We start from the raw sequence: 22,564 nt of genomic DNA, 5'->3' as shown, positions 1-22,564 counted from the left end.
CCTCAGCCCTTGTCGAACTCGGCGTCGATCACGTCGTCGTCACCGGAACCGCCCGGCTCGGGGCCACTCGGCCCGGATCCGTCCGGTGAACCGGCGTCCGACGGGCCGCCCGCGGCGGCTCCGGCCTGGTGCGCCGCCAGTCCCGCGAAGACCTGCTGGAGTTCGGAGGTCAGGGGCCGGACCTTGTCCACACCGGCCTCGTTCTTGACGGCGTCGCGGGCCTCGGCCACCAGCATCTCGGCGCGGGCCTTCTCGTGCGCGGGCGCGGAATCGCCCAGCTCGCCCAGTCGCCTCTCGACCTGGTAGGCGATCGCGTCCAGCTCGTTGCGGGCGTCGACCGCCTCGCGCAGCGCCTGGTCCTGGTTCCGGTTGCTCTCGGCCTCCTCGACCATGCGCTCGACCTCGCCGCGGTCCAGGTTGGAGCTCTCGCTGATGGTGATGCCCTGCTCCTTGCCGGTGTCCCGGTCCCGGGCGGTGACGTTGAGGATGCCGTTCGCGTCGATGTCGAAGGTGACCTCGATCTGCGGCTCGCCGCGCGGGGCCTGGCGGATGTCGGTGAGCTGGAAACGGCCCAGGACCCGGTTGTCGGCGGCCAGTTCGCGCTCGCCCTGGAGGACGACGACATCAACGGCGGGCTGGTTGTCGGCGGCCGTGCTGAAGGTCTCGGTACGGCGCACCGGGATGGTGGTGTTCCGCTCGATGATCTTCGTCATGACGCCGCCGCGCGTCTCGACTCCGAGCGACAGCGGCGTCACGTCCAGCAGCAGGACGTCCTTGACCTCGCCCTTGAGGACCCCCGCCTGGATCGCGGCGCCCATGGCCACGACCTCGTCGGGATTGACGCTCATGTTCGGGTCCTTGCCGCCGGTCAATCGCCGCACCAGTGCCTGGACGGCGGGGATGCGGGTGGAGCCGCCGACGAGGATGACCTCGTCGATGTCGTTCTCGCCGACCTTCGCGTCACCCATGGCCTGCTCGACCGGGCCGAGGCAGCGCTCGACCAGGTCGCCGGTGATCTGGTCGAACGTGGACCGCATGATCGTCTGGGTCAGATGCTTGGGCCCGGACGCGTCGGCCGTGATGAACGGCAGGCTGACCTGCGTCTGCGTCACCGAACTGAGCTCGGTCTTGGCCTTCTCGGCTGCCTCGAAGAGGCGTTGCAGGGCCTGTGGGTCCTTGCGCAGGTCGATGCCGTTGTCCTTCTGGAAGCCGTCCGCGAGGTGGTCCACCAGACGGCGGTCGAAGTCGTCGCCGCCCAGATGGCTGTCGCCTGCGGTGGAGCGCACCTCGACCACGCCGTCCCCGACGTCCAGGATGCTCACGTCGAAGGTGCCGCCGCCCAGGTCGAAGACGAGCACCGTCTCGTGTTCCTTCTTGTCCATGCCGTAGGCGAGGGCGGCCGCGGTCGGCTCGTTGATGATCCGCAGCACTTCCAGGCCGGCGATCCGCCCGGCGTCCCTGGTGGCGGTGCGCTGGGCGTCGTTGAAGTAGGCGGGCACGGTGATGACGGCCTCCGTGACCTTTTCCCCCAGCTGCTTGGAGGCGTCGTCGGTCAGTTTGCGCAGCACCTGGGCGCTGATCTCCTCAGGCGCGTAGAGCTTGTCGCGCACGTTGAAGCGGGCGGCGCCGCCCTCGCCCTCGACGACGTCGTATCCGACCGCCTTGGCCTCCTCGGAGATCTCGTCGAAGCGCCGGCCGATGAACCGTTTGGCCGAGTAGATGGTGCCCTTGGGGTTGAGGATCGCCTGGCGCCGGGCCAGCTGACCCACCAGGCGCTCACCGGTGTCGGTGAAGGCCACCACGGACGGAGTCGTGCGGTTGCCCTCGCTGTTGGGCACGACCGACGGCTCACCGCCTTCCCAGACGGCGATCACCGAGTTCGTGGTGCCCAGATCGATTCCGACTGCCTTGGCCATGGTGGGACTCCTTCCGCGGCGCGGGCCGACATCCGTCGGCAACCGTTCGCCCTCCGGGTCGATGGCCCGGTGGTCCGTGCTCGTTCAGGTGGAGGCGGGGCCGCTCTGCGGGCGACCGGGCTTCCAGTGTTCGGTCCTGCGGCGGGCGGCTGCCCTGCCCTCCAGCCCGGCGAGCAGCCGGGCCGCCTCGTCGGCGACCTCCTCGTCCGCCACGACGTCGTAGCGGCTGGGTTGCAGGGAGCGGACCGAGGCGAAGTCCCGGCGGCCGCCCTGCGCCGTGTGCAGCAGCAGGCCGAACAGGGCGCCCACGACCGCACCGAAGATCAGCCCGTACAGGGCGAGGACCAGGCCGGAGACGACCGGGTCCAGCCAGTTCAGCAGCCCGAAGATCCAGCCGATGAGCGCGCCGGGGAGAGCGCCGCTCGCCGCGCCGTGCAGCGCGGCCTCGCCGTAGCCCATGCGTCCGAGCACTTGCTCGACCAGTTGCACGTCCTGACCGACGATGGCCACCCTCTCCACCGGAAATCCCTGGTCGGAGAGGTGGTCGATGGCGCGCTCGGCTTCCTGGTAGGACGGATAGGAAACGATGGTCCTGCGGGTCTGCTCGTTCATCGGTCAGTCCCTCCGGACAATTCCTCCTGCGACCGGTTCGCCCAGCGATCCCCACAGGCCCACAGTGGCGGCTCGAAGGGCGTCGCGCCTGCGCCCGGCAGGTCGAAACGCGACCCGTCCGGTCGGTCTGCCAGGACGAGACAGCTGAGGCGAGCCTGCGCCGGATGGGCTAGCCTCGGCGGAGTAGACAGGGCTCGCTCGACCGCTTCTCCGACGCCGGTGAGAACGGAGTGATCTCATGGCCGGCCGCAGGAATCAGGCGTTGTTCCATCGCCGCTCTTACCAGGGCGGGGGCCCATCCGCCGGTGGCGGGAGCTGCTCGGGAAACGAGCAGCAGGAGGCCCACCAGCTGCCCGGGGACTCGGATCCGAACGGGTTGCTGGCCCTCTGTGACCCCCTGTTCCGCAGCACGGACAGCAGCGCGATTCTCCGCATCGCCATGGCCCAGGTCGGCGCCCTCGGTCCGTTCCGCCTGGAGGCGGGCTATCTTCTGACCGGCGACAGGATCGTCCGCGTGTCCTCGCGCGAGTCCGAAGGGGGCGAGGCGGTCGACCGGCGGGTGCGGGAGCTGGCCGAGGCCGACGGTCCGGTCGTCCTCCCCACGCGGCTCTGGGGCTGGGCGTTCGGCCTGCGCGGGTTCGGCCACCTGCTCGGCTACCTCGTGGTCTCCTCCAGGCTGCGGCCCAGTGAGCAGGACCAACTCCTGATCACCAGGCTGATACGGCTCGCCTCCGCGGCCCTGTCTCTCGCCGCCGCGGGGCACCGGCAGCAGGACGACGCCCGGGAACTGGACCGGCTGCGGAGTGAGCGCGCCACTGCGACTCAGCGGCTCGACTCTCTGCGGTCCGAGCTGCACCAACAGCGGATCGTGCTCGAGACACTCGCCGATGTCGCAGCCCAGGGCGGCGGCGAGGACGCCATCACCCACGCCCTGTACGAACTCACGGGTCTGCCGGCAGTTGCCGAGGACCGGTTCGGCAACCTTCGGTCCTGGGCCGGTCCGGACCGGCCCGACGACTATCCGGCACCACCGGCGGAGCGCCGGCAGGAGGTGCTGCGGCAGGCCGCCGTCGGCCCCGGGCCGGTCAGAGTCAAGGACCGGCTGATAGCTGTGGCCCGTCCCCGTGGCGAAGTCCTCGGCGTGCTCGCTGTCGTGGACCCGGACGGGACGGCGGACGCTCGCACCCTGTTCGCCCTGGAGCACGCCGTGCGGTCGCTCGCCCTGGAGCTGACCCATCTGCGCAGTCTCGCCGAAGCCGAGCTGCGGTTGCGCCGCCAACTGGTCGACGACCTGCTGGAAGGCACGGACGAGGCCAGCGCCTACGCCAGATCCGAGGCGATCGGGCACGACCTGCACCAGGCGCACCACGTCATCGTGGTCAACTGGCGCGGCAGGGCAGCGGACGACTCCTTCACCCGGACCGTCGAGCGAGCGGCGGCGACGGTGGGCGTCCGGGCCCTGGTGTCGCGTCGCGGCGGCCGGGTGGTGCTGCTGGCCGAGGTGAAACCGAACGGCGACGCCCTGCACGCGGCACTGGCCCGCGAGCTCGGGACCCGCGCAGGGGCGATCGGGGTGAGCCGCCGCTGTGAGTCACCCGCAAGTATTCCGCGCCGTTATCAGGAGGCGCTGCGTGCGCTGGAGGTCCGGCGTCAGTCGCGCGAGCGGGACGGGGCGACGTTCTTCGACGACCTCGGGCTTTACCGGATCCTCGGACCCGGGAGCGATCGCCGCGAACTCGAGGCGTTCGTGCGGGAATGGCTCGGCAGGCTCATCGACTACGACACACAGCACGGCACGCAGCTGGTGGAGACGCTCTCGCGGTACTTCGACTGCGGCGGCAATTACGACGAGACCGCCGCAGCCCTGACCGTCCACCGCAGCACCCTGCGCTACCGGCTCCAGCGCATCCGCGAGATCGGCGGGCGGGACCTCGCGGACGTGGACACCCGGCTCAGTCTCCAGGTGGCGACGCGGGTGTGGAAGATCATGCTGGGCGGGCGAGGCTGACGACGGCTCCGCCCACATCTGACGTCGACACCGTCCTCGTCATGGAAGCGGGCCGCATCGTCGAACAGTGCACACACGCGGAGCTGTTGTCGACGGCGCCAGATCCGGTTCGCGCGGGCGGGCGACCCAGCACGCCTGGGGCGTGGCGCAGTTTCAGCCGCGAGGGAGGCCGGTGGCCAAGGATGCTGAGGAACGGCACCGGCCGAGCGTCGGCGTTGAAACGATGGAGGCCACGGCCTGTTCCGAGTCGCCCGCGTCCGAATCCCGAATGGTGAACCAGTCCCGGGCCGGCGGGAGTTCCGCCACGTTCGCGCGGCGGTGCAACGCCATGTCGAGGGCGTGGAGCACTCCGCACCGGATGCCTTCGACATAAGTTGCTTCTCAGATGCAAGATTTATAGTCTGCGCTCATGAGGCTGACGCAGTTCACGGATCTGTCCCTGCGTGTGCTGATGCGCCTCGCGGTCGAGAAGGGTGACTTGCCCACCACGCGCGACGTCGCGGCCGCCATGGCGGTCTCGTACGCGCACACCGCGAAGGCCGTGGCCAAGCTGCAGCATCTGGGCCTGGTCGAGACCCGGCGCGGACGGGGTGGCGGGCTTGAGCTCACGGCCACTGGGCGCAGGGCGTCGATCGGCGCGCTGGTAAGGGAGTTGGAGGGTGCGGGTGATGTCGTGGACTGCGACGGCGCCGTGCCGTGCCCGCTGCGCGCGGCCTGCCGGCTGCGCGGCGCACTGCGCCAGGCGCAGGAGGCGTTCTTCGCGTCCCTCGACCCCCTGACGCTGGCGGATCTCGTCGAGGCGCCGACCGGGCCCCTGCTCGTCGCCCTCTCCCTCGCTCCCGGGGCCGACTGACCACCCCGTTCCCGCCCCGTCCCCTTCTCGCCGTCTTAAATGTGACTCTAAGATACATATTAAGGAGTTCTGCTGATGCTCACCGCCCAATCGGCCACTGTCGTCCGTGCCACGCTTCCCGCCGTCGGCGCCGCCATCGAGGACATCGCCGGACGCTTCTACGAGCGACTGTTCGCCGCCCACCCGGAGCTTCTGCGCGACCTGTTCAACCGCGGCAACCAGGCCGTCGGCGCCCAGCGCCAGGCCCTGGCCGGTTCCATCGCGGCCTTCGCCGCCTATCTGGTGGACCACCCGGACGACCGGCCCGACGTGATGCTGCACCGCATCGCGCACAAGCACGCGTCCCTCGGCGTGCGGGCCGACCAGTACCCGATCGTGCACGAGCACCTCTTCGCCGCCATCGCCGAGGTCCTCGGCGAGGCGGTGACACCCGAGGTGGCCCACGCCTGGGACGAGGTGTACTGGCTGATGGCGAACGCCCTCGTCGCGATCGAGGACCGCCTGTACGCGCAGCAGGACGTCGTCGACGCGAACGTGTGGAGGGAGTGGGAGGTCATCGCCCGCACCGACGCGACCCCCGATGTCGCCGCGTTCGTGCTCCGGCCCGCCGACGGCCGGCCCGTGCCCGCGTTCCGGGCCGGACAGTACGTCTCCGTCCAGGTCCAACTCGCCGACGGAGCACGCCAGATACGGCAGTACAGCCTCACCGGCGCACCCTCCGCCACGACCCGTTCGATCGCCGTGAAGCGGATGCGCGGCGCCGCCGGAACCCCCGACGGCGAGGTGTCACGCCATCTGCACGCACACGTCCACGAGGGCGATCGGCTGCGCGTCTCGGCGCCGTACGGCGATCTGGTCCTCGCCGCCGACGAGGCTCCGCTGCTGCTCGTGTCGGCGGGCATCGGCTGCACACCCATGCTCGCCATGCTGGAACAGCTCGCGACCACCGGCCACGCGGGGCCCGTCACGGTCGTGCACGCCGACCATTCGCCCGCCTCGCACGCGCTGCGCACCGACCACAGGACGCTGACGGCCGAACTCCCGGACGCCACCGCACAGTTCTGGTATGAACACCCCGACGACGAAGACGCGGGCGACGGACACCGCACCGGCCTGGTCGACCTCACGGACGTGGCGATCGCCCCCGGCACACGCTCCTACCTGTGCGGACCGCTCCCCTTCATGCGTGCGGTGCGCGGGCAACTGCTCGACCGCGGCGTGGCGGCCGCGGACATCCACTACGAGGTCTTCGGGCCGGACCTGTGGCTCGCCACCACCTGACCACCACGCCCTCACCGCGCCGGGTCGGTGCCTCCTTCCGTGGACGCCGGGGGAGGGGCGACGGTGGTCAGTTGGCGGTCGCGACGATGTCCAGGAGTTGTTGGTGGAGTCCGGGGCGGGCGAACAGCGCGGCTCCGGTGTCGGTCCGGTACCGGCCGGTGAGGTCGCTGAAGGTGCCGCCGGCTTCTTGGACGACGGGGATCAGCGGGGCGATGTCCCAGGGACCGGCTCCCATGAGGAGGAAGGCGTCCAACTGACCGGTCGCGACCAGGAGGGCGCCGTGGCAGGTGCCGGATCCGGTGGACGGTTTGCGAGGCGCCGGCGTGGTGGGATCCGCAGCGGTCCAGTCGAGTGCGGGTCGGACGTGCGAGACGTTCCGGGCCAGAGTCGCGGCCACACGGCGTTCTCGCTGGTCCAGTCTGGACGGAGGTGGCCAGATGCCGATGCCTGCTGTTTGGGCGCCATCTCCTTCAGCGAGGATCAGCCGGTGTGCCGGTGCGGCTGAGTTGGACGGGCATGGCCTTGTCCAGGAGCCCGAATCCGGCCTGGCCCACCACCGCCGGCCCAGGGCGGGGGCGGAGACCATGCCCAGGGCGATCCGGCCGTCCTCTTCGACCGCGATCAGTGTGCTCCACTCCGGTTGGCCGGCGAGGAAGCTCGCCGTGCCGTCGATGGGGTCGATGATCCAGCGCCGTCCGCCGCGCCCGTGGGCGCCGAGTTCCTCACCGGTGAACGCGTCGTCGGGGCACTCCTGACGGATCAGGGAGCGCAGGACGGTTTCGATCTCCCGGTCGGCGTCGGTGACCGGACTGCCGTCGCTCTTGGTCCGGGATTCGATGCGGGCGGTCGAGAAGTAGCGTCGGCTGATGGCATCCGCCCGGTCGGCGAGGTGGTGTGCCAGTTCGAGGTCTGCCGGGTCCGTCACGAGTCTGTCCTTCGCACCGTGGTCCGTCGTCGAGGTTTCGGAGGGGGGCGTGCACCGATCAACACCGGACGCCCGGCGGGTTCCCCCATCGGCCCTCCCTCGCCCCCCCAACCAGGCCGAAACCAGTCTCAGTTGCCGGGCACGCGGGAACAAGGGACAACTTCAGGATCACGCCGTCGCCGGCCTGCACGCCTGTGACGTCGGCCGAGGGAGGTGCAGGACGTCGAGCGCGCCCTTGAGCGCGGTGTGGACGGCGGCGAGGTGTTCCTCGGCCCCGTGGGAGTGGTAGCCGACGACCAGGCAGGCGGCGGGTTTTCCGGTCAGTGGGCAGTCGTGGCGGGGCCGCGACAGCCAGTCCAGGGTGTTCTTCAGCAGCGCCGAGACGCCGGCGTTGTGGACCGGGCTCAGCACCAGCAGGCTGTCGGCGGCCGCCACCTGGGAGCGCAGGGACGCCAGGGCGGGTGCGGCCGGAAGGGTGTCGAGGTCCTCGTTGAACAGGGGTAGTTGATCCAGGCCGGTGGCGCGTGCGACCGGCTGGTCCAGGGCCCGCGTCGCAGCGCGCCTGGAGGAACTGCTTCACCAGCGGGCACTGCGCCTGGCGGTCGACCTCGCCTACGCCCCCTTCGGATTCCACGCCACCGCCTGCCTCTGGCTCACCGTCGTCCCCGGCCGGCTGAAGGCCACCGGAGACGCGCTGTCCAGCCACCCCGAGACCACCTTCGCCGCCGCTGTCACCGGATCGGCCAGCCTCCCGGTCACCGTCACCTGCCGCTCCATGGACGACCTCTACGCCTACGTCACCGGCAACGTCGGCTCCCTGCCCGCCGTCACCCAGGTCGACGTCGTCCCGGTGCTGCACCGCCTCAAACAGGCGGGCACCCGCGTCCACCACGGCCGCCTGGCCACCGGCTGACCTCCAAGTTGCGTTGCTCGCAACCTGGTGCGTATGACGCTACCCGTATTAGCATGCCTCGCGTATCTACGGCGCGAGCGAGACGAGAGATCATGGCTCCCCTGCAATACGACTTCGTCATCGTCGGCGGTGGATCCGCCGGCAGCGCACTGGCGAACCGGCTCTCCGCGGACCCGGGCAACCAGGTACTGGTCCTGGAGGCCGGCCGGCCCGACTACCCGTGGGACGTCTTCATCCACATGCCCGCGGCGCTCACCTACCCGATCGGCAGCCGGTTCTACGACTGGAAGTACGAATCGGAACCCGAGCCGCACATGGGCGGCCGGCGCATCTACCACGCGCGCGGCAAGGTGCTGGGCGGTTCCAGCAGCATCAACGGCATGATCTTCCAGCGCGGCAACCCCATGGACTACGAGCGCTGGGCCGCCGACGCCGGCATGGAGAGCTGGGACTACGCGCACTGTCTGCCGTACTTCCGGCGGATGGAGAACTGCCTCGCGGCCGGCCCCGACGACGAGTTCCGCGGCCACGACGGCCCGCTCGTCCTCGAACGCGGCCCCGCCGCCAACCCGTTGTTCGGAGCGTTCCTCAACGCCGTTCAGGAAGCGGGCTATCCGCGCACCGACGACGTCAACGGCTATCGGCAGGAGGGCTTCGCGCCCTTCGACCGCAATGTCAGCAGGGGCCGTCGGCTCTCCGCCTCCAAGGCCTACCTCAAGCCGGTGCGGAAGCGGCCCAACCTCACCGTCACCACCCGCGCGATGGTCACCCGCGTCCTCTTCGAGGGCAAGAAGGCCGTCGGCGTCGAGTACCGGCACCGCGGCAAGGTCCGGCAGGTGCGCGCCCGTGAGGTCATCCTCTGCGGCGGCGCGATCAACTCCCCCCAGTTGCTCCAGCTTTCGGGCATCGGCAACGCGCAGGAGCTGACCGCGCTCGGCATCGATGTCGTCCACGACCTGCCGGGCGTCGGCGAGAACATGCAGGACCACCTGGAGGTGTACATCCAGTACGCCTGCAAGCAACCCGTCTCCATGCAGCCGTACATGGCGAAGTGGCGCGCCCCCTTCATCGGCCTGCAGTGGCTCTTCCGCAAGGGCCCGGCCGCCACCAACCACTTCGAGGCCGGCGGGTTCGCCCGCAGCAACGAGGACGTCGACTACCCCAACCTGATGTTCCACTTCCTGCCCATCGCGGTCCGCTACGACGGCTCCTCGCCGGCCGGCGGCCACGGCTACCAGGTGCACGTCGGGCCCATGTACTCCGACGCCATCGGCTCGGTGAAGATCAGGAGCAAGGACCCGCTGGAGCACCCTGCGCTGCGCTTCAACTACCTCTCCACGGAGCAGGATCGCCGTGAGTGGGTCGAGTCCGTCCGGGTCGCCCGCAAGCTCCTCAACCAGCCCGCGCTGGCCCCGTACAACGACGGCGAGATCTCGCCCGGCCCGTCCGTCGAGACCGACGAGGAGATCCTCGCCTGGGTGGCCAAGGAGGGCGAGACCGCCCTGCACCCCTCCTGCACCTGCAAGATGGGCACCGACGAGATGTCCGTCGTCGACCCCACCAGCATGCGCGTCCACGGCGTGGAGGGCCTGCGGGTCGTCGACGCGTCGGTCATGCCGTACGTCACCAACGGCAACATCTACGCCCCCGTCATGATGATCGCCGAGAAGGCGTCCGACCTCATCCTCGGCAAGCAGCCCCTCGCACCGTCGAAGGCCGCGTACTACCGCCATCGGGACGGCCAGCAGCAGGCCGGTTAGGGCGCGTTGGGCGGCGGCGGTCTCAACACGCCGCTGCCCGGCGTCCGTTGTGAGGTGCGTCCGCAATGCCGCTGCGGGGCGACCCGCACCTCAAGGATGTCGTCGACCGGCTCCAACAGCCCGGTGCGGACGACGCGTTCGCCCCGGCCGGCGACGCCGATCCGCCGGCCGGGGTCCACGACGGGCGCTGCCGGTGCTGCACAGACTCGGTGAACCGGGCAGCCGCCCGTTCGCCCGCGTGGGTATCACCGGCGGTCAGCCGCGCCCGGGGGCCACTCGCCCGACCGCTGGCCCGCGACCTCGGCGGCGGTCCCGACCGCGACCACCCCCGAGGTCCCGTTCGCCTTCAACCGGCTTACGGGGAGCGAACGTTGGCGCCGCGCCGCGCTGGACCGGCTGGGCCACCAGGGCTCTGCCCGACCGACCGGCAACCCCGTATACGACCGCGCCCCTCAGCGGAACACCACCGTACGGTTCCCCTCCACCATCACCCTGCTCTCGCTGTGCCACTTCACCGCGTGCGCCAGCACCTGCGCCTCCACATCGCGCCCGACCGTGACCAGTTGCTCCGGGTCGAGGGAGTGGTCGACCCGGACCACGTCCTGGTCGATGATCTGGCCCTCGTCCAGCTCCGGCGTCACATAGTGCGCGGTGGCGCCCACGAGCTTCACGCCGCGGTCGTACGCCTGCTGGTAGGGGCGGGCGCCCTTGAAGCTGGGCAGGAAGGAGTGGTGGATGTTGATGGCCCGGCCCTCCAGCTGCTTGCACAGGTCGTCGGAGAGGACCTGCATGTAGCGGGCCAGCACCACCAGGTCGATGTCCAGGTCGCGTACGAGTTCCAGCAGCCGCGCCTCGGCCTCGGCCTTCGTGTCCCTGGTGACCGGGACGTGGTGGAAGGGGATGCCGTAGGTGTCCGCGAGGCCCTCGAAGTCCCGGTGGTTGGAGACGATCGCGGGGATCTCGATGTTGAGGGCGCCGGTGCGGCGGCGGAAGAGCAGGTCGTTGAGGCAGTGGCCGAACCGGGACACCATGATCAGCGTCCTGGTCGGGGTCGAGGCGTCCCGGAGGGTCCAGGAGATGTGGTGGGCCTCGGCGACCGGACCGAATCGGTAACGCAGTGTTTCCAGGTCGGCGTTTGGATCGGAAACGTCGAAGTGGACCCTCATGAAGAAGCGGCCCTTGAGCCGATCATCGAATTGCTGGCTTTCCAGGATGTTGCCGGAGTTCCGGACCAGAAAGCCGCTCACGGCATGGACCAGCCCGGTGGTGTCCGGGCACGAGAGGGTGAGGACGAATTCGCGGCCGGGATGCGGTCGAGGGGACATGAGCGGCCTCCGTCGGTGCGTATGGCACAACAAGGTGAGCGATACGCAACATGGTTGGGCTGCGCGCCGCTCGCGGTCAAGGGGCGGCAGGGCAATGGGCCGCATGGTGAAATCGTCATCCGCCAACCCCTTGACGTATGTCTGCACATTCGCCATGGTGTTCCACCACAAGCAATACGGTGCACGATGCGCAACGGGATTCACTCGAAGGGCTCCGCACGTGGCAGACCTGTACGTGGACGGCGAATGGCGCGACGCGGTGGCCGGCGGCCATCGTGAAATCCGCTGTCCCGCCGACGGCACGCTCAGCGCGACCGTGTCCGAGGGAACGCGTCCCGACACCGAGGCCGCGATCGCCGCGGCCCGCCGCGCCTTCGACGAAGGACCCTGGCCGCGCACCCCGGAGCGGGAGCGTGCCGCGCTGCTGCTGCGCACCGCCGACATCCTGGAGCGCGACGCCAAGGAATTCGCCCGCGCGGAGTCGCTGGACACCGGCAAACGGCTGGTGGAGAGCGAGTACGACATCGCCGACGTCGTCTCCTGCTTCCGCTACTACGGCGGGATCGGTGGTACCGACGCCGGCCGGGTCATCGACACCGGGCGGGACGACGCCGTAAGTCGCGTCGTGTACGAGCCCGTTGGGGTGTGCGGGCTGATCACGCCCTGGAACTACCCCTTGCTGCAAGCCAGTTGGAAGGTCGCCCCGGCGCTCCTCGCGGGCAACACCATCGTCCTGAAACCCAGCGAACTCACCCCCTCCACCTCCATCCTGCTGATGAAGGCTCTTGAGGAGGCGGGACTCCCGGCCGGTGCCGCGAACCTCGTCCTCGGCACCGGGCCCGAGGTCGGCGCGCCGCTCTCCGAGGACCCGGCCGTCGACATGGTCTCCTTCACCGGGGGCCTGGAGACCGGCAAACGCATCATGGCCACCGCCGCCGCGACCGTGAAAAAGGTGGCGTTGGAGCTGGGCGGCAAGAACCCCAACGTCATTTTCGCCGACGCCGACTTCGAGACGGCCGTGGACTTCGCGCTCACGGCCGTCTTCCTGCACTCGGGCCAAGTCTGCTCGGCGGGCGCCCGGTTGATCGTCGAGGACTCGCTGCACGACCGTTTCGTCGACGAAGTCGTCCGCCGTGCGCGGCAGATCAGGCTCGGTGGCCCCTTCGACCCCGAGGCCGAGACCGGGGCGCTGATCTCCGCACAGCACCGCGAGAAGGTCGAGGCGTATGTCGCGGCGGGGATCGCGGAGGGGGCCGTACTGCGCTGCGGCGGTGAGCGGCCGACCGAACTCGCCCTCGCCGACGGCCACTTCTACCCGCCGACCGTGCTCGACGCGTGCACCCAGGACATGCGGGTGGTGCACGAGGAGTCCTTCGGGCCCGTGCTGACCGTCGAGCGCTTCACCGACGAGGACGACGCCGTGCGCATCGCCAACGACACCGAGTACGGACTCGCCGGAGCCGTCTGGACCCAGGACGCGGGCAAGGCCCAGCGGGTCGCCCGGCGGCTGCGGCACGGCACGGTGTGGATCAACGACTACCACCCCTATGTGCCGCAGGCGGAATGGGGTGGCTTCGGACACTCGGGCGTGGGCCGGGAGTTGGGACCGACCGGCCTGGACGAGTACCGAGAGCCCAAGCACATCTGGCAGAACATCCAACCCCGGCCGCAGCACTGGTTCCGCGGCTGAACGCCGAAAAGAGGTCGATCGTGACCCCAGCACAGACCGAGGTGCCGCAGCGGCGCGGCACGCCCCAGGACTCGGCGCCCACCCCGGTCATCTCCGTGCGCAAGCTGTGGAAGGTGTTCGGGCCGAAGGCGGACCAGGTACCCGACTCAGCGGAACTGTGCGGGCTCACACGCCGCGAGCTGATGGACCGCACCGGCTGCACCGCCGCCGTACGCGATGTGAGCTTCGAGGTCTCGCCCGGCGAGGTCTTCGTCGTCATGGGCCTGTCCGGCTCCGGGAAGTCCACGCTGGTGCGCTGTCTGACCCGGCTGATCGAACCCACCGCCGGTGAGATCGTCTTCGAGGGCGAGGACATCCGCGACGCGGACCAGAAGCGGCTGCGCGAACTGCGGCGCCGCAAGTTCTCCATGGTCTTCCAGCACTTCGGGCTGCTGCCGCACCGCAGGGTCGTCGACAACGTGTCCTTCGGCCTGGAGATCCGCGGCATGAGCAAGGCCGAGCGGACCAAACGCGCCCTGGAAGTCGTCGAGTTGGTCGGTCTCTCCGGGTACGAGAACTCCTACCCCGACCAGCTCTCCGGCGGTATGCAGCAACGCGTCGGCCTGGCACGGGCGTTGGCCGGCGACCCGGACGTGCTCCTCTTCGACGAACCGTTCTCGGCGCTCGACCCGCTGATCCGCCGCGACATGCAGAACGAGGTCATCCGACTGCATCACGAGGTCGGCAAGACCATGGTGTTCATCACCCACGACCTCTCCGAGGCCCTGAAGCTGGGCGACCGCATCCTCATCATGCGCGACGGCAAGATGGTCCAGTGCGGCACGGGCGACGAACTGGTCGGCGCCCCCGCCGACGACTACGTACGCGAGTTCGTGAAGGACGTGCCGCGCGGTGACGTCCTCACCCTGCGCTGGATCATGCGTCCCGCCGTGGACGGAGACGCCCTGGACGGACCCGAGTTGGGCCCGGGCGTCGTGGTACGGGAGGCCACCCGGGCGGTCCTGGCGGCCGACAAGCCCGTCAAGGTCGTCGAGAACGGCAAACTGCTTGGCATCGTCGGCGACGAGGAGATCCTCGCCGTCGTCGCCGGGCAGGAAGGCGACGCGTGATGACCGTCGCCGTGGAGAAACCGGAGACCGCACCCCAAGTGCCGGACGCCGCACCGCCGTTGACGAGGGCACGAAGCAAGGTCACTCGGCCCATGATGGTGGGCGCGATCCTCGTGGTCTGGCTGGTGCTCTTCGCCGTACTGCGCGGGAAGCAGACGCTGACGCTCGCGGCGGCCGATCTCACCGGTCTGCACCGGTGGTTCAACGACCTCAACGACTCGGTCGGCGCCAACCGCAACTCCAACCCGCTCTTCCTCTACTTCTTCAACGAGATCCGCCTGGTCATCGACAACCTGGTGACCTTCGTCCAGGACCTGATCTCGCAGCCGAGCGGCGACCGGCCGGTGCCGCAGATCGGCTGGCTCGGGGTCGTCGGCATCGCCGGCTTCGTCTCCTGGGCCGTGGGCAACTGGCGGGTCGCACTGCTCGCCATGGCCGGCTTCGCCTTCTTCGGGCTCCAGGGGCTGTGGCAGGAGAGCATGGACACCCTGGCGCTGACGCTCTCCGCGGTGCTCGTGGCGCTGCTGTTCGCGATCCCGCTGGGGGTGTGGGCGGGGCTGTCCGACCGGTTCAACCGGATCATCACGCCCTTCCTGGACTTCATGCAGACGATGCCGACCTTCGTCTACCTGGCTCCGCTGACCCTGATCTTCCTCATCGGTCCGGCCTCGGCCGTGATCGCCACGGTGATCTACGCGGCCCCGCCCGCGATCCGTATCACCGCGCACGGCATCCGCAACGTGCCGGAGACGACCGTGGAAGCGGCCGACTCGATGGGCTCGACCCGCTGGCAGTCGCTGATCAAGGTGCTGCTGCCGATGGCCAAGCGGACCGTGGTGGTGGGCGTGAACCAGACCATCATGGCCGCCCTGGCCATGGTGACCATCGCCGCCCTGATCGACGCACCGGGTCTCGGCAAGACCGTCATGCAGGCCCTCCAGTCGCTCGACGTCGGTACGGCCTTCAACGCGGGCCTGGCCATCGTCGTCATGGCGATCGTGCTGGACCGGGTCACGACGGCGTCCAGCACGCGTGCGGAGCAGGCCCGGAACTCGACGGGCCGCTTCCTGAAGTGGCGCCGCCCGCTGCTCGGTGCGGGCGCGATCGGCGTCGTAGTGCTGGTCTATCTCTCCCACACGTTTCTGTGGGCGGCGCAGTACCCCGGCGACGGCACCACCGGCAGCCACATCGCGAGCGCGGCGGACAGCGTGACGACCTGGGTGCAGGACAACCTGTCGGGCCTCACGAACGCCTTCCGCAACGCGATCACCAACGGCCTGCTCAACCCGTTCCAGTCGCTGCTCACCGACTCCCCGTGGTGGCTCGTCGGCGCGGTGCTGGTCGGGCTCGCCGTGGTGCTCGGCGGGTGGAAGGTCTCCGTCACCACGGCCGTGTGCGTGGGCCTGCTGGTGGGCACCGGCATGTGGTCGGACGCCATGACGACGCTGGCCTCGACGATCGTGGCGACGGTACTGGTGATGGTGTTCGGCATCGCCTTCGGCGTGTGGATGGGGCGCAGCATGATGGTGGACCGACTGCTGCGGCCCACACTCGACGCGGCACAGGTCATGCCGCCCTTCGTCTATCTCGTGCCGTTCCTCGCGCTGTTCGGCCCGTCGCGCTTCACCGCGATCGTCGCCGCCGTCGTGTACGCCGTACCGGTCGCCATCAAGATCACCGCCGACGGGATCCGGGACGTGCCCGAGACCACCGTCGAGGCGGCGACCGCGGCCGGCTGCAACACCTGGCAGATCATCACCAAGGTTCAACTCCCGATGGCACGCAGCGCCCTGACTCTTGCGACCAACCAGGGCCTGATCTACGTGCTGTCGATGGTTGTTGTGGGCGGCCTGGTGGGAGCCGGCGCCCTCGGCTACGACGTCGTAGCCGGATTCTCGCAGAGCGAGCTGTTCGGAAAGGGCCTGGCGGCGGGGCTGGCCATCGTACTGCTCGGAGTCATGTTCGACCGGATCACGCAGGCGGCGGCGCGCCGAACCAGCGCTTAAGGAGCACGACACCATGGCAAGACACTGGCGAACCGGCGCGGCCGGTCTGGCCGTCCTCGGCCTCACCCTCACCGCCTGCGGCGGGGCGAAGGTCGGCGACACGTCCTCGGGATCGAGCAGCAGCTCGGGCAAGTGCGGGACCTTCAACCTCGCGGTCAACCCGTGGGTGGGCTACGAGGCGGACGCGGCGGTCGTCGCGTACGTCGCCCAGCACCAACTCGGCTGTACGGTCGACAAGAAGGACCTCAAAGAGGAGATCGCCTGGCAGGGCTTCGGGACCGGTGAGGTCGACGCCGTCCTGGAGAACTGGGGCCACGACGACCTCAAGAAGAAGTACATCACCGGCCAGAAGACCGCCGTCGAGGCCGGCCAGACCGGCAACAAAGGCATCATCGGCTGGTACGTGCCGCCGTGGCTCGCGAAGGCCCACCCGGACATCCTGAACTACAAGAACCTCAACAAGTACGCGTCCAAGTTCAAGACCTCCGAGTCGGGCGGCAAGGGCCAACTCCTCGACGGCGACCCCTCGTACGTCACCAATGACGCCGCGCTGGTGAAGAATCTGAAGCTGGACTTCAAGGTGGTGTACGCGGGCAGCGAGACCGCGCTCATCCAGGCCTTCCGCACCGCCGAGAAGAACAAGCAGTGGGTCATCGGCTACTTCTACGAGCCGCAGTGGTTTCTCTCCGAGGTCGCGCTCAAGAAGGTGTCGCTGCCCGCGTACACGACGGGCTGTGACGCCGTCGCGTCGAAGATCGCCTGCGACTACCCCGTCTACAACCTCGACAAGATCGTCAGCGCGAAGTTCGCCAAGTCGGGCAGCCCCGCCTACAACCTGGTGAAGAACTTCAACTGGACGAACGAGGACCAGAACACCGTCGCCAAGTACATAGCCCAGGACAAGCTGTCCGACGACGCGGCGGCGAAGAAGTGGGTCGACGCCAACAAGGCGAAGGTGGACGCCTGGCTGAAGTAGCCGCAGCGGAAACCTGGTTGACCCTGCCCGGTGGGTGGTGCGCGAACGTGCGTACCGCCCACCGGGCATTGCCGTGTTCCGGCCGGTGATCAGGGGCGTCGCCCGACGTCACGGCCCCCTTGACACCTACTCCTCGTGCCGGGCACATTGAGTTGCGCAACCTGAAGCATGTTGCGCAGACAGCAACCGGATTGCTCTCTAGCCGGAGGTGCGGCGATGGCGGGACCCCGAGTGGTCATCATCGGAGCGGGCGTCGTGGGGGCGGCGCTCGCGGACGAGATCTCCGCGCGAGGCTGGACCGAGGTGACCGTGGTCGACCAGGGCCCGCTGCCCGCCACCGGCGGCTCGTCCTCGCACGCCCCCGGGCTGGTCTTCCAGACCAACTCCTCAAAGACGATGACCGAGTTGGCCCGCTACACGGTCGAGAAGTTCTGCTCCCTCGACGTCGACGGCAAGCCCTGCTTCCTCCAGGTCGGCGGTCTCGAAGTCGCCACCACCCCCGAGCGCCTCGCCGAACTCCACCGCCGCCACGGCTGGATCACCGCCTGGGGCATCGAAGCCCGGCTCCTGAGCCCCGAGGAGTGCGTCGAGCAGCACCCGCTGGTCAACCCGGACAGGGTCCTCGGCGGCCTCCTGGTCCCCACCGACGGCCTCGCGAAGGCGGTCCTCGCCGTGGAGGCCCAGATCCGTCGCGCCACGGAACGCGGAGTGACCTTCCTGGCCCGCCACGAGGTCCTGGACGTCCAGCGGTCCGAGGACCGCGTCACCGGCGTCCTCACCGACCAGGGTGAGATCCCCGCCGACATCGTCGTGTGCTGCGCCGGCATCTGGGGCCCGAGGATCGCCCGCATGGTCGGCATGAACCTCCCGCTGACCCCGCTCGGCCACCAGCTCGCCTGGACCGGTCCCGTACCGGCCCTCGCCGGTCAGACCGATGAGGCGGTCCGTCCGATCCTGCGCCACCAGGACGCCGACCTCTACTACCGCGACCGCTTCGACACCATCGGCATCGGTTACTACGGCCACCGCCCCATGCCCACCACCGCGGACGACATCCTCTCCGTCGACGCGGCCGACGGTATGCCGTCCGTCCTGAAGTTCACGGAGGACGACTTCGCGGACGCCTGGACCGAGACCCGCTCCCTCCTTCCCGCGACCCGGGACGCGAAGATCGAGGAGGGCATCAACGGCCTCTTCTCCTTCACCACCGACAACTTCCCCCTCCTCGGAGAGTCCCCGGACGTCAAGGGCTTCTGGGTCGCCGAGGCGGTCTGGGTCACGCACTCGGCGGGCGTCGGCCGCGCGATGGCCGAATGGCTGGTCGACGGCCACTGCTCGTCCTTCGACCTCCACGAGTGCGACGTCAACCGCTTCGAACCGCACCAACTCGCCCCCGAATACGTCCTGACCCGCGACTGCCAGAACTTCGTGGAGGTCTACGACATCCTCCACCCCCTCCAGCCGTCCGGCGCCCCGCGCCCGATCCGCACCAGCCCCTTCCACACCCGCCAGCGGGAACACGGCGCGTTCTTCCTGGAGGCGAACGGCTGGGAGCGCCCGCAGTGGTACGAGGCCAACTCGGGCCTGCTGGAAGGCCGTTCGATCCCCACCCCGAACGACTGGGCGGCCCAGTACTGGTCACCGATCGTCGGCGCCGAGGCGCAGGCCACCCGCGAGACCGTGGCGATGTATGACATGACGGCCCTCAAACGCCTTGAGGTGACCGGCCCCGGCGCCGCCGACTTCCTGGAGGGCCTGGTCACCGGTAAGGTCGCCAAGTCGGTCGGCTCGGTGACGTACACCCTGCTCCTGGACCACGACGGTGGCATCCGCAGCGACATCACCGTCGCCCGCCTGACCCGCGACCACTTCCAGGTCGGCGCCAACGGCAACCTCGACCTCGACTGGCTCACCCGCCACCTGCCCGCCGACGGCACGGTCCAGGTCCGTGACATCACCCCCGGCACCTGCTGCATAGGCCTGTGGGGCCCCCTCGCCCGCAAGGTCCTCCAGCCCCTGACGGACGAGGACTTCAGCAACGACGGCCTCAAGTACTTCCGCGCCAAGAAGGCCTACATCGGCTCGGTCCCCGTCACCGCCATGCGTCTCTCCTACGTCGGCGAACTCGGCTGGGAGCTGTACACCACCGCCGACCAGGGCCAGAAACTCTGGGACACCCTGTGGCAGGCCGCGCAGCCCCTCGGTGGTGTCATCGCGGGCCGCGGCGCCTTCAACAGCCTCCGCCTGGAGAAGGGTTACCGCTCCTTCGGCACCGACATGACCTACGAGCACGACCCCTACGAGGCCGGCGTCGGCTTCGCCGTCAAGCTCGACAAGGGCGACTTCATCGGAAAGGCCGCGCTGGAGCGCCGAAAGGCGGACGTACGACGGCAGTTGACCTGTCTCACCATCGACGACCCCCGGTCCGTCGTCATGGGCAAGGAGCCGGTCTACGACGGCGAGCGCGCCGTCGGGTATGTCACCAGCGCCGCCTACGGCTACACGATCGGCAAGGGCATCGCCTACGCCTGGCTCCCGGCCGAACTCGCCACCCCCGGAACGACGTTGCACATCGGCTACTTCGACGAGCGCGTCGAGGCGGTCGTCGCCCAGGAGCCACTGTTCGACCCGACGATGTCCCGCCTCCGCGGCTAGCCGGAAGGACGCGAACGCCGTATGAACGCGCTCAACACCCCTTTGGCGGACCTGGACCCCGAGGTCCACGCCGCGCTCCGGGCCGAACTCCACCGTCAGCAGTCCACGTTGGAGATGATCGCCTCCGAGAACTTCGCGCCCTCCGCCGTACTGGAGGCCCAGGGCTCGGTCCTCACCAACAAGTACGCGGAGGGCTATCCCGGCCGCCGCTACTACGGCGGCTGCGAACACGTCGACGTCACCGAGCGGTTGGCGATCGAGCGGGTCAAGTCCCTGTTCGGCGCGGGCTTCGCGAACGTCCAGCCGCACTCGGGCGCACAGGCCAACACGGCCGTGTTCTTCGCCCTGTTGAAGCCCGGCGACACCATCCTCGGCCTCGACCTCGCCCACGGCGGACACCTCACCCACGGCATGCGCCTCAACTACAGCGGCAAGATGCTCAACGTGGTGCCGTACCACGTGGGGGAGACCGACAACCTGGTCGACATGGACGAGGTGGAGCGCCTCGCCAAGGAGCACCGCCCCAAGATGATCATCGCGGGGTGGTCCGCGTATCCACGGCAGTTGGACTTCGCGGCCTTCCGGCGGATCGCCGACGAGGTGGGCGCCCTGCTGATGGTCGACATGGCGCACTTCGCGGGCCTGGTCGCGGCAGGGCTGCACCCCAACCCGGTCCCGCATGCCCACGTGACGACCACGACCACCCACAAGACCCTCGGCGGGCCACGCGGCGGCGTCATCCTCACCAACGAGGCCGACCTCGCCAAGAAAATCAACTCGGCGGTGTTTCCCGGCATGCAGGGCGGCCCCCTGGAACATGTCATCGCCGCGAAGGCGGTGTCATTCAAGGTCGCGGCCTCACCCGAGTTCGCCGAACGCCAGGCCCGCACGCTCGCCGGTGCCCGCATCCTCGCCGAACGCCTCACGCGTACCGATGTGGCGGCCACCGGGGTGAAGGTCCTCACCGGCGGCACGGATGTCCACCTCGTCCTGGTCGACCTGCGCGACTCCGAACTGGACGGCAGGCAGGCGGAGGACCTCCTTCACGAGATCGGCATCACCGTCAACCGCAACGCCGTGCCCTTCGACCCACGCCCGCCCATGGTGACGTCGGGCCTGCGCATCGGCACACCGGCGTTGGCCACCCGAGGCTTCACGGAGGAGGACTTCGCGGAGGTCTCCGACGTGATCGCGCTGGCCCTCCAACCGGCCCCGGACATCGGCGAGTTGCATGCCCGCACGGAGGCCCTCGCCGCGAAACACCCGCTCTACCCGCACCTGTCCGAGGAGGACGCCCCCCGATGACCCCCCGCACCCCGGGCGCCGACCTCCCCGAACACCCGGACTGGCTCTGGCGCACACCCGAGCCGAAGCGCTCGTACGACGTGATCGTGGTCGGCGGCGGCGGCCACGGCCTCGCCACCGCCCACTACTTGGCGAAGAACCACGGCATCACCAATGTCGCCGTCCTGGAGAAGGGCTGGCTGGCGGGCGGCAACATGGCCCGCAACACCACGATCATCCGCTCCAACTACCTGTGGGACGAGAGCGCGGGTATCTACGAACACGCCCTGAAACTCTGGGAGGGACTGGAGGAGGAGCTGGACTACCCGATCCTCTTCTCCCAGCGCGGAGTCCTCAACCTCGCCCACAGCCTCCAGGACGTCCGCGACAGCGTGCGCCGAGTGGAGGCGAACCGCCTCAACGGTGTGGACGCGGAGTGGCTCGACGAACGGCAGGTCAAAGAGGTCTGCCCGATCGTCAACACCTCGCCGGACGTGCGCTATCCGGTACTCGGCGGTACCTACCAACCACGCGCCGGCATCGCCAAGCACGACCACGTCGCCTGGGGCCTGGCCCGCTCCGCCGACGCCGCCGGCATCGACCTCATCCAGAACTGCGAGGTCACCGGCCTGGACATCAAGGACGGCCGGGTGACCGGCGTACAGACCACACTCGGCCCGATCGCCGCGGGGAAGGTGGCGTTGTGCTCGGCCGGCCACACGTCCGTCCTCGCCGCCATGGCGGGCATCCAACTCCCGCTCCAGAGCCACCCGTTGCAGGCCCTGGTCTCGGAGCTGCTGGAGCCCGTCCACCCGACCGTCGTCATGTCCAACGCGGTGCACGTGTACGTGAGCCAGGCGCACAAGGGTGAGTTGGTGATGGGTGCGGGCATCGACTCGTACAACTCGTACACCCAGCGCGGTGCGTTCCACATCATCGAGGAGCAGATGGCGGCGGCCCTGGAGCTGTTCCCGGTCTTCGCCCGCGCGCACGTCCTGCGCACGTGGGGCGGCATCGTCGACGTCACCCCCGACGCCTCACCCATAGTCGGCGTCACGCCCATCGCCAACCTCTACCTCAACTGCGGCTGGGGGACCGGCGGTTTCAAGGCCACGCCCGGCGTCGGCTGGGTCTACGCCCACACCATCGCCCACGACACCCCTCACCACCTCAACGCCCCCTTCTCGCTCGACCGTTTCACCACCGGCGCGCTCGTCGACGAGCACGGCGCCGCCGCGGTGGCCCACTAGG

The 22,564-nt window shown here is 69.4% G+C and carries 17 protein-coding genes; 12 read left to right on the top strand and 5 right to left on the bottom strand.

The annotated features are described in order from the left end of the window. Positions 1-2: 2 nt before the first annotated feature. Together dnaK and ABZT04_RS27110 are read right to left on the bottom strand one after the other, a co-directional pair. Complete coding sequence (gene dnaK, locus ABZT04_RS27115) at positions 3-1,916, bottom strand: molecular chaperone DnaK (RefSeq protein ID WP_356059591.1); 1,914 nt, start codon at positions 1,914-1,916, stop codon at positions 3-5. A gap of 84 nt (positions 1,917-2,000) precedes the next feature. After that, complete coding sequence (locus ABZT04_RS27110; protein ID WP_356059590.1) at positions 2,001-2,528, bottom strand: general stress protein; 528 nt, start codon at positions 2,526-2,528, stop codon at positions 2,001-2,003. Positions 2,529-2,967: 439 nt separating this feature from the next. On the opposite strand from ABZT04_RS27110, the gene ABZT04_RS27105 reads away from it, so the two are divergent. The 3 genes from ABZT04_RS27105 to ABZT04_RS27095 all read left to right on the top strand — a co-directional run bounded on the left by ABZT04_RS27105 (position 2,968) and on the right by ABZT04_RS27095 (position 6,670). Further along, positions 2,968-4,536, top strand: a complete 1,569-nt coding sequence (locus tag ABZT04_RS27105) for a helix-turn-helix domain-containing protein (RefSeq protein ID WP_356059648.1) — start codon at positions 2,968-2,970, stop codon at positions 4,534-4,536. Positions 4,537-4,945: 409 nt separating this feature from the next. Next, positions 4,946-5,389: an Rrf2 family transcriptional regulator gene (locus ABZT04_RS27100; protein ID WP_356059589.1), complete on the top strand. Its 444-nt coding sequence runs from the start codon at positions 4,946-4,948 to the stop codon at positions 5,387-5,389. Positions 5,390-5,464: 75 nt separating this feature from the next. Continuing rightward, positions 5,465-6,670, top strand: coding sequence for a globin domain-containing protein (locus ABZT04_RS27095; protein WP_356059588.1), 1,206 nt, complete (start codon positions 5,465-5,467; stop codon positions 6,668-6,670). A gap of 67 nt (positions 6,671-6,737) precedes the next feature. Here the strand turns inward: ABZT04_RS27095 and ABZT04_RS27090 are convergent, their stop codons facing one another. Both ABZT04_RS27090 and ABZT04_RS27085 read right to left on the bottom strand, forming a co-directional pair. Next, positions 6,738-7,595 (bottom strand): inositol monophosphatase family protein, encoded by an 858-nt coding sequence (locus ABZT04_RS27090; protein WP_356059587.1) that lies wholly within the window; start codon positions 7,593-7,595, stop codon positions 6,738-6,740. A gap of 168 nt (positions 7,596-7,763) precedes the next feature. Beyond that, positions 7,764-8,108, bottom strand: a complete 345-nt coding sequence (locus tag ABZT04_RS27085; RefSeq protein ID WP_356059647.1) for an NADPH-dependent FMN reductase — start codon at positions 8,106-8,108, stop codon at positions 7,764-7,766. Positions 8,109-8,112: 4 nt separating this feature from the next. On the opposite strand from ABZT04_RS27085, the gene ABZT04_RS27080 reads away from it, so the two are divergent. Further along, positions 8,113-8,508, top strand: a complete 396-nt coding sequence (locus ABZT04_RS27080; protein WP_356059586.1) for an Lrp/AsnC ligand binding domain-containing protein — start codon at positions 8,113-8,115, stop codon at positions 8,506-8,508. Positions 8,509-8,600: 92 nt separating this feature from the next. After that, positions 8,601-10,268, top strand: a complete 1,668-nt coding sequence (gene betA, locus ABZT04_RS27075) for a choline dehydrogenase (protein ID WP_356059585.1) — start codon at positions 8,601-8,603, stop codon at positions 10,266-10,268. A 452-nt stretch (positions 10,269-10,720) separates the two neighbouring features. On the opposite strand, the gene purU is transcribed toward betA, so the two are convergent. Beyond that, positions 10,721-11,593: a formyltetrahydrofolate deformylase gene (gene purU / locus ABZT04_RS27070; protein ID WP_356059584.1), complete on the bottom strand. Its 873-nt coding sequence runs from the start codon at positions 11,591-11,593 to the stop codon at positions 10,721-10,723. A gap of 220 nt (positions 11,594-11,813) precedes the next feature. On the opposite strand from purU, the gene ABZT04_RS27065 reads away from it, so the two are divergent. The 7 genes from ABZT04_RS27065 (at position 11,814) to ABZT04_RS27035 (ending at position 22,563) form a co-directional block, all read left to right on the top strand. Next, on the top strand, positions 11,814-13,283 hold the full coding sequence (locus ABZT04_RS27065) for an aldehyde dehydrogenase family protein (RefSeq protein ID WP_356059583.1): 1,470 nt from the start codon (positions 11,814-11,816) through the stop codon (positions 13,281-13,283). Positions 13,284-13,303: 20 nt separating this feature from the next. Beyond that, positions 13,304-14,392, top strand: coding sequence for a glycine betaine/L-proline ABC transporter ATP-binding protein (locus ABZT04_RS27060; protein WP_356059582.1), 1,089 nt, complete (start codon positions 13,304-13,306; stop codon positions 14,390-14,392). Continuing rightward, complete coding sequence (locus ABZT04_RS27055) at positions 14,392-16,398, top strand: ABC transporter permease subunit (protein ID WP_356059581.1); 2,007 nt, start codon at positions 14,392-14,394, stop codon at positions 16,396-16,398. The genes ABZT04_RS27060 and ABZT04_RS27055 overlap by 1 nt, the downstream gene beginning before the upstream one ends. Before the next feature lie 13 nt (positions 16,399-16,411). Next, entirely contained in the window at positions 16,412-17,374 is a 963-nt protein-coding gene (locus ABZT04_RS27050) for an ABC transporter substrate-binding protein (RefSeq protein ID WP_356059580.1), read from the top strand. Between the two features lie 216 nt (positions 17,375-17,590). Further along, complete coding sequence (locus ABZT04_RS27045; RefSeq protein WP_356059579.1) at positions 17,591-20,029, top strand: FAD-dependent oxidoreductase; 2,439 nt, start codon at positions 17,591-17,593, stop codon at positions 20,027-20,029. A 21-nt stretch (positions 20,030-20,050) separates the two neighbouring features. Next, positions 20,051-21,334 (top strand): serine hydroxymethyltransferase, encoded by a 1,284-nt coding sequence (gene glyA, locus ABZT04_RS27040; protein WP_356059578.1) that lies wholly within the window; start codon positions 20,051-20,053, stop codon positions 21,332-21,334. After that, the gene (locus ABZT04_RS27035) at positions 21,331-22,563 is read left to right on the top strand and encodes a sarcosine oxidase subunit beta family protein (protein ID WP_356059577.1); all 1,233 of its coding nucleotides are present in this window, start codon (positions 21,331-21,333) and stop codon (positions 22,561-22,563) included. Before glyA ends, ABZT04_RS27035 begins: the two co-directional genes overlap by 4 nt. The last annotated feature ends 1 nt before the right edge of the window (position 22,564 follow it).

Origin of the sequence: Streptomyces sp. NPDC005492, assembly GCF_040605995.1 — a bacterium.
Lineage (GTDB): Bacteria > Actinomycetota > Actinomycetes > Streptomycetales > Streptomycetaceae > Streptomyces.
The sequence above is the reverse complement of the archived record's forward strand: the minus strand, read 5'-3'. Positions and strand labels throughout refer to the sequence as shown.

Bases quoted from the DNA above. Each gene is read 5' to 3' on its own strand.
- dnaK (WP_356059591.1), bottom strand. From the start codon at position 1,916: ATGGCCAAGGCAGTCGGAATCGATCTGGGCACCACGAACTCGGTGATC.
- ABZT04_RS27110 (WP_356059590.1), bottom strand. From the start codon at position 2,528: ATGAACGAGCAGACCCGCAGGACCATCGTTTCCTATCCGTCCTACCAG.
- ABZT04_RS27105 (WP_356059648.1), top strand. From the start codon at position 2,968: ATGGCCCAGGTCGGCGCCCTCGGTCCGTTCCGCCTGGAGGCGGGCTAT.
- ABZT04_RS27100 (WP_356059589.1), top strand. From the start codon at position 4,946: ATGAGGCTGACGCAGTTCACGGATCTGTCCCTGCGTGTGCTGATGCGC.
- ABZT04_RS27095 (WP_356059588.1), top strand. From the start codon at position 5,465: ATGCTCACCGCCCAATCGGCCACTGTCGTCCGTGCCACGCTTCCCGCC.
- betA (WP_356059585.1), top strand. From the start codon at position 8,601: ATGGCTCCCCTGCAATACGACTTCGTCATCGTCGGCGGTGGATCCGCC.
- purU (WP_356059584.1), bottom strand. From the start codon at position 11,593: ATGTCCCCTCGACCGCATCCCGGCCGCGAATTCGTCCTCACCCTCTCG.
- ABZT04_RS27055 (WP_356059581.1), top strand. From the start codon at position 14,392: ATGACCGTCGCCGTGGAGAAACCGGAGACCGCACCCCAAGTGCCGGAC.
- ABZT04_RS27050 (WP_356059580.1), top strand. From the start codon at position 16,412: ATGGCAAGACACTGGCGAACCGGCGCGGCCGGTCTGGCCGTCCTCGGC.
- ABZT04_RS27045 (WP_356059579.1), top strand. From the start codon at position 17,591: ATGGCGGGACCCCGAGTGGTCATCATCGGAGCGGGCGTCGTGGGGGCG.
- glyA (WP_356059578.1), top strand. From the start codon at position 20,051: ATGAACGCGCTCAACACCCCTTTGGCGGACCTGGACCCCGAGGTCCAC.
- ABZT04_RS27035 (WP_356059577.1), top strand. From the start codon at position 21,331: ATGACCCCCCGCACCCCGGGCGCCGACCTCCCCGAACACCCGGACTGG.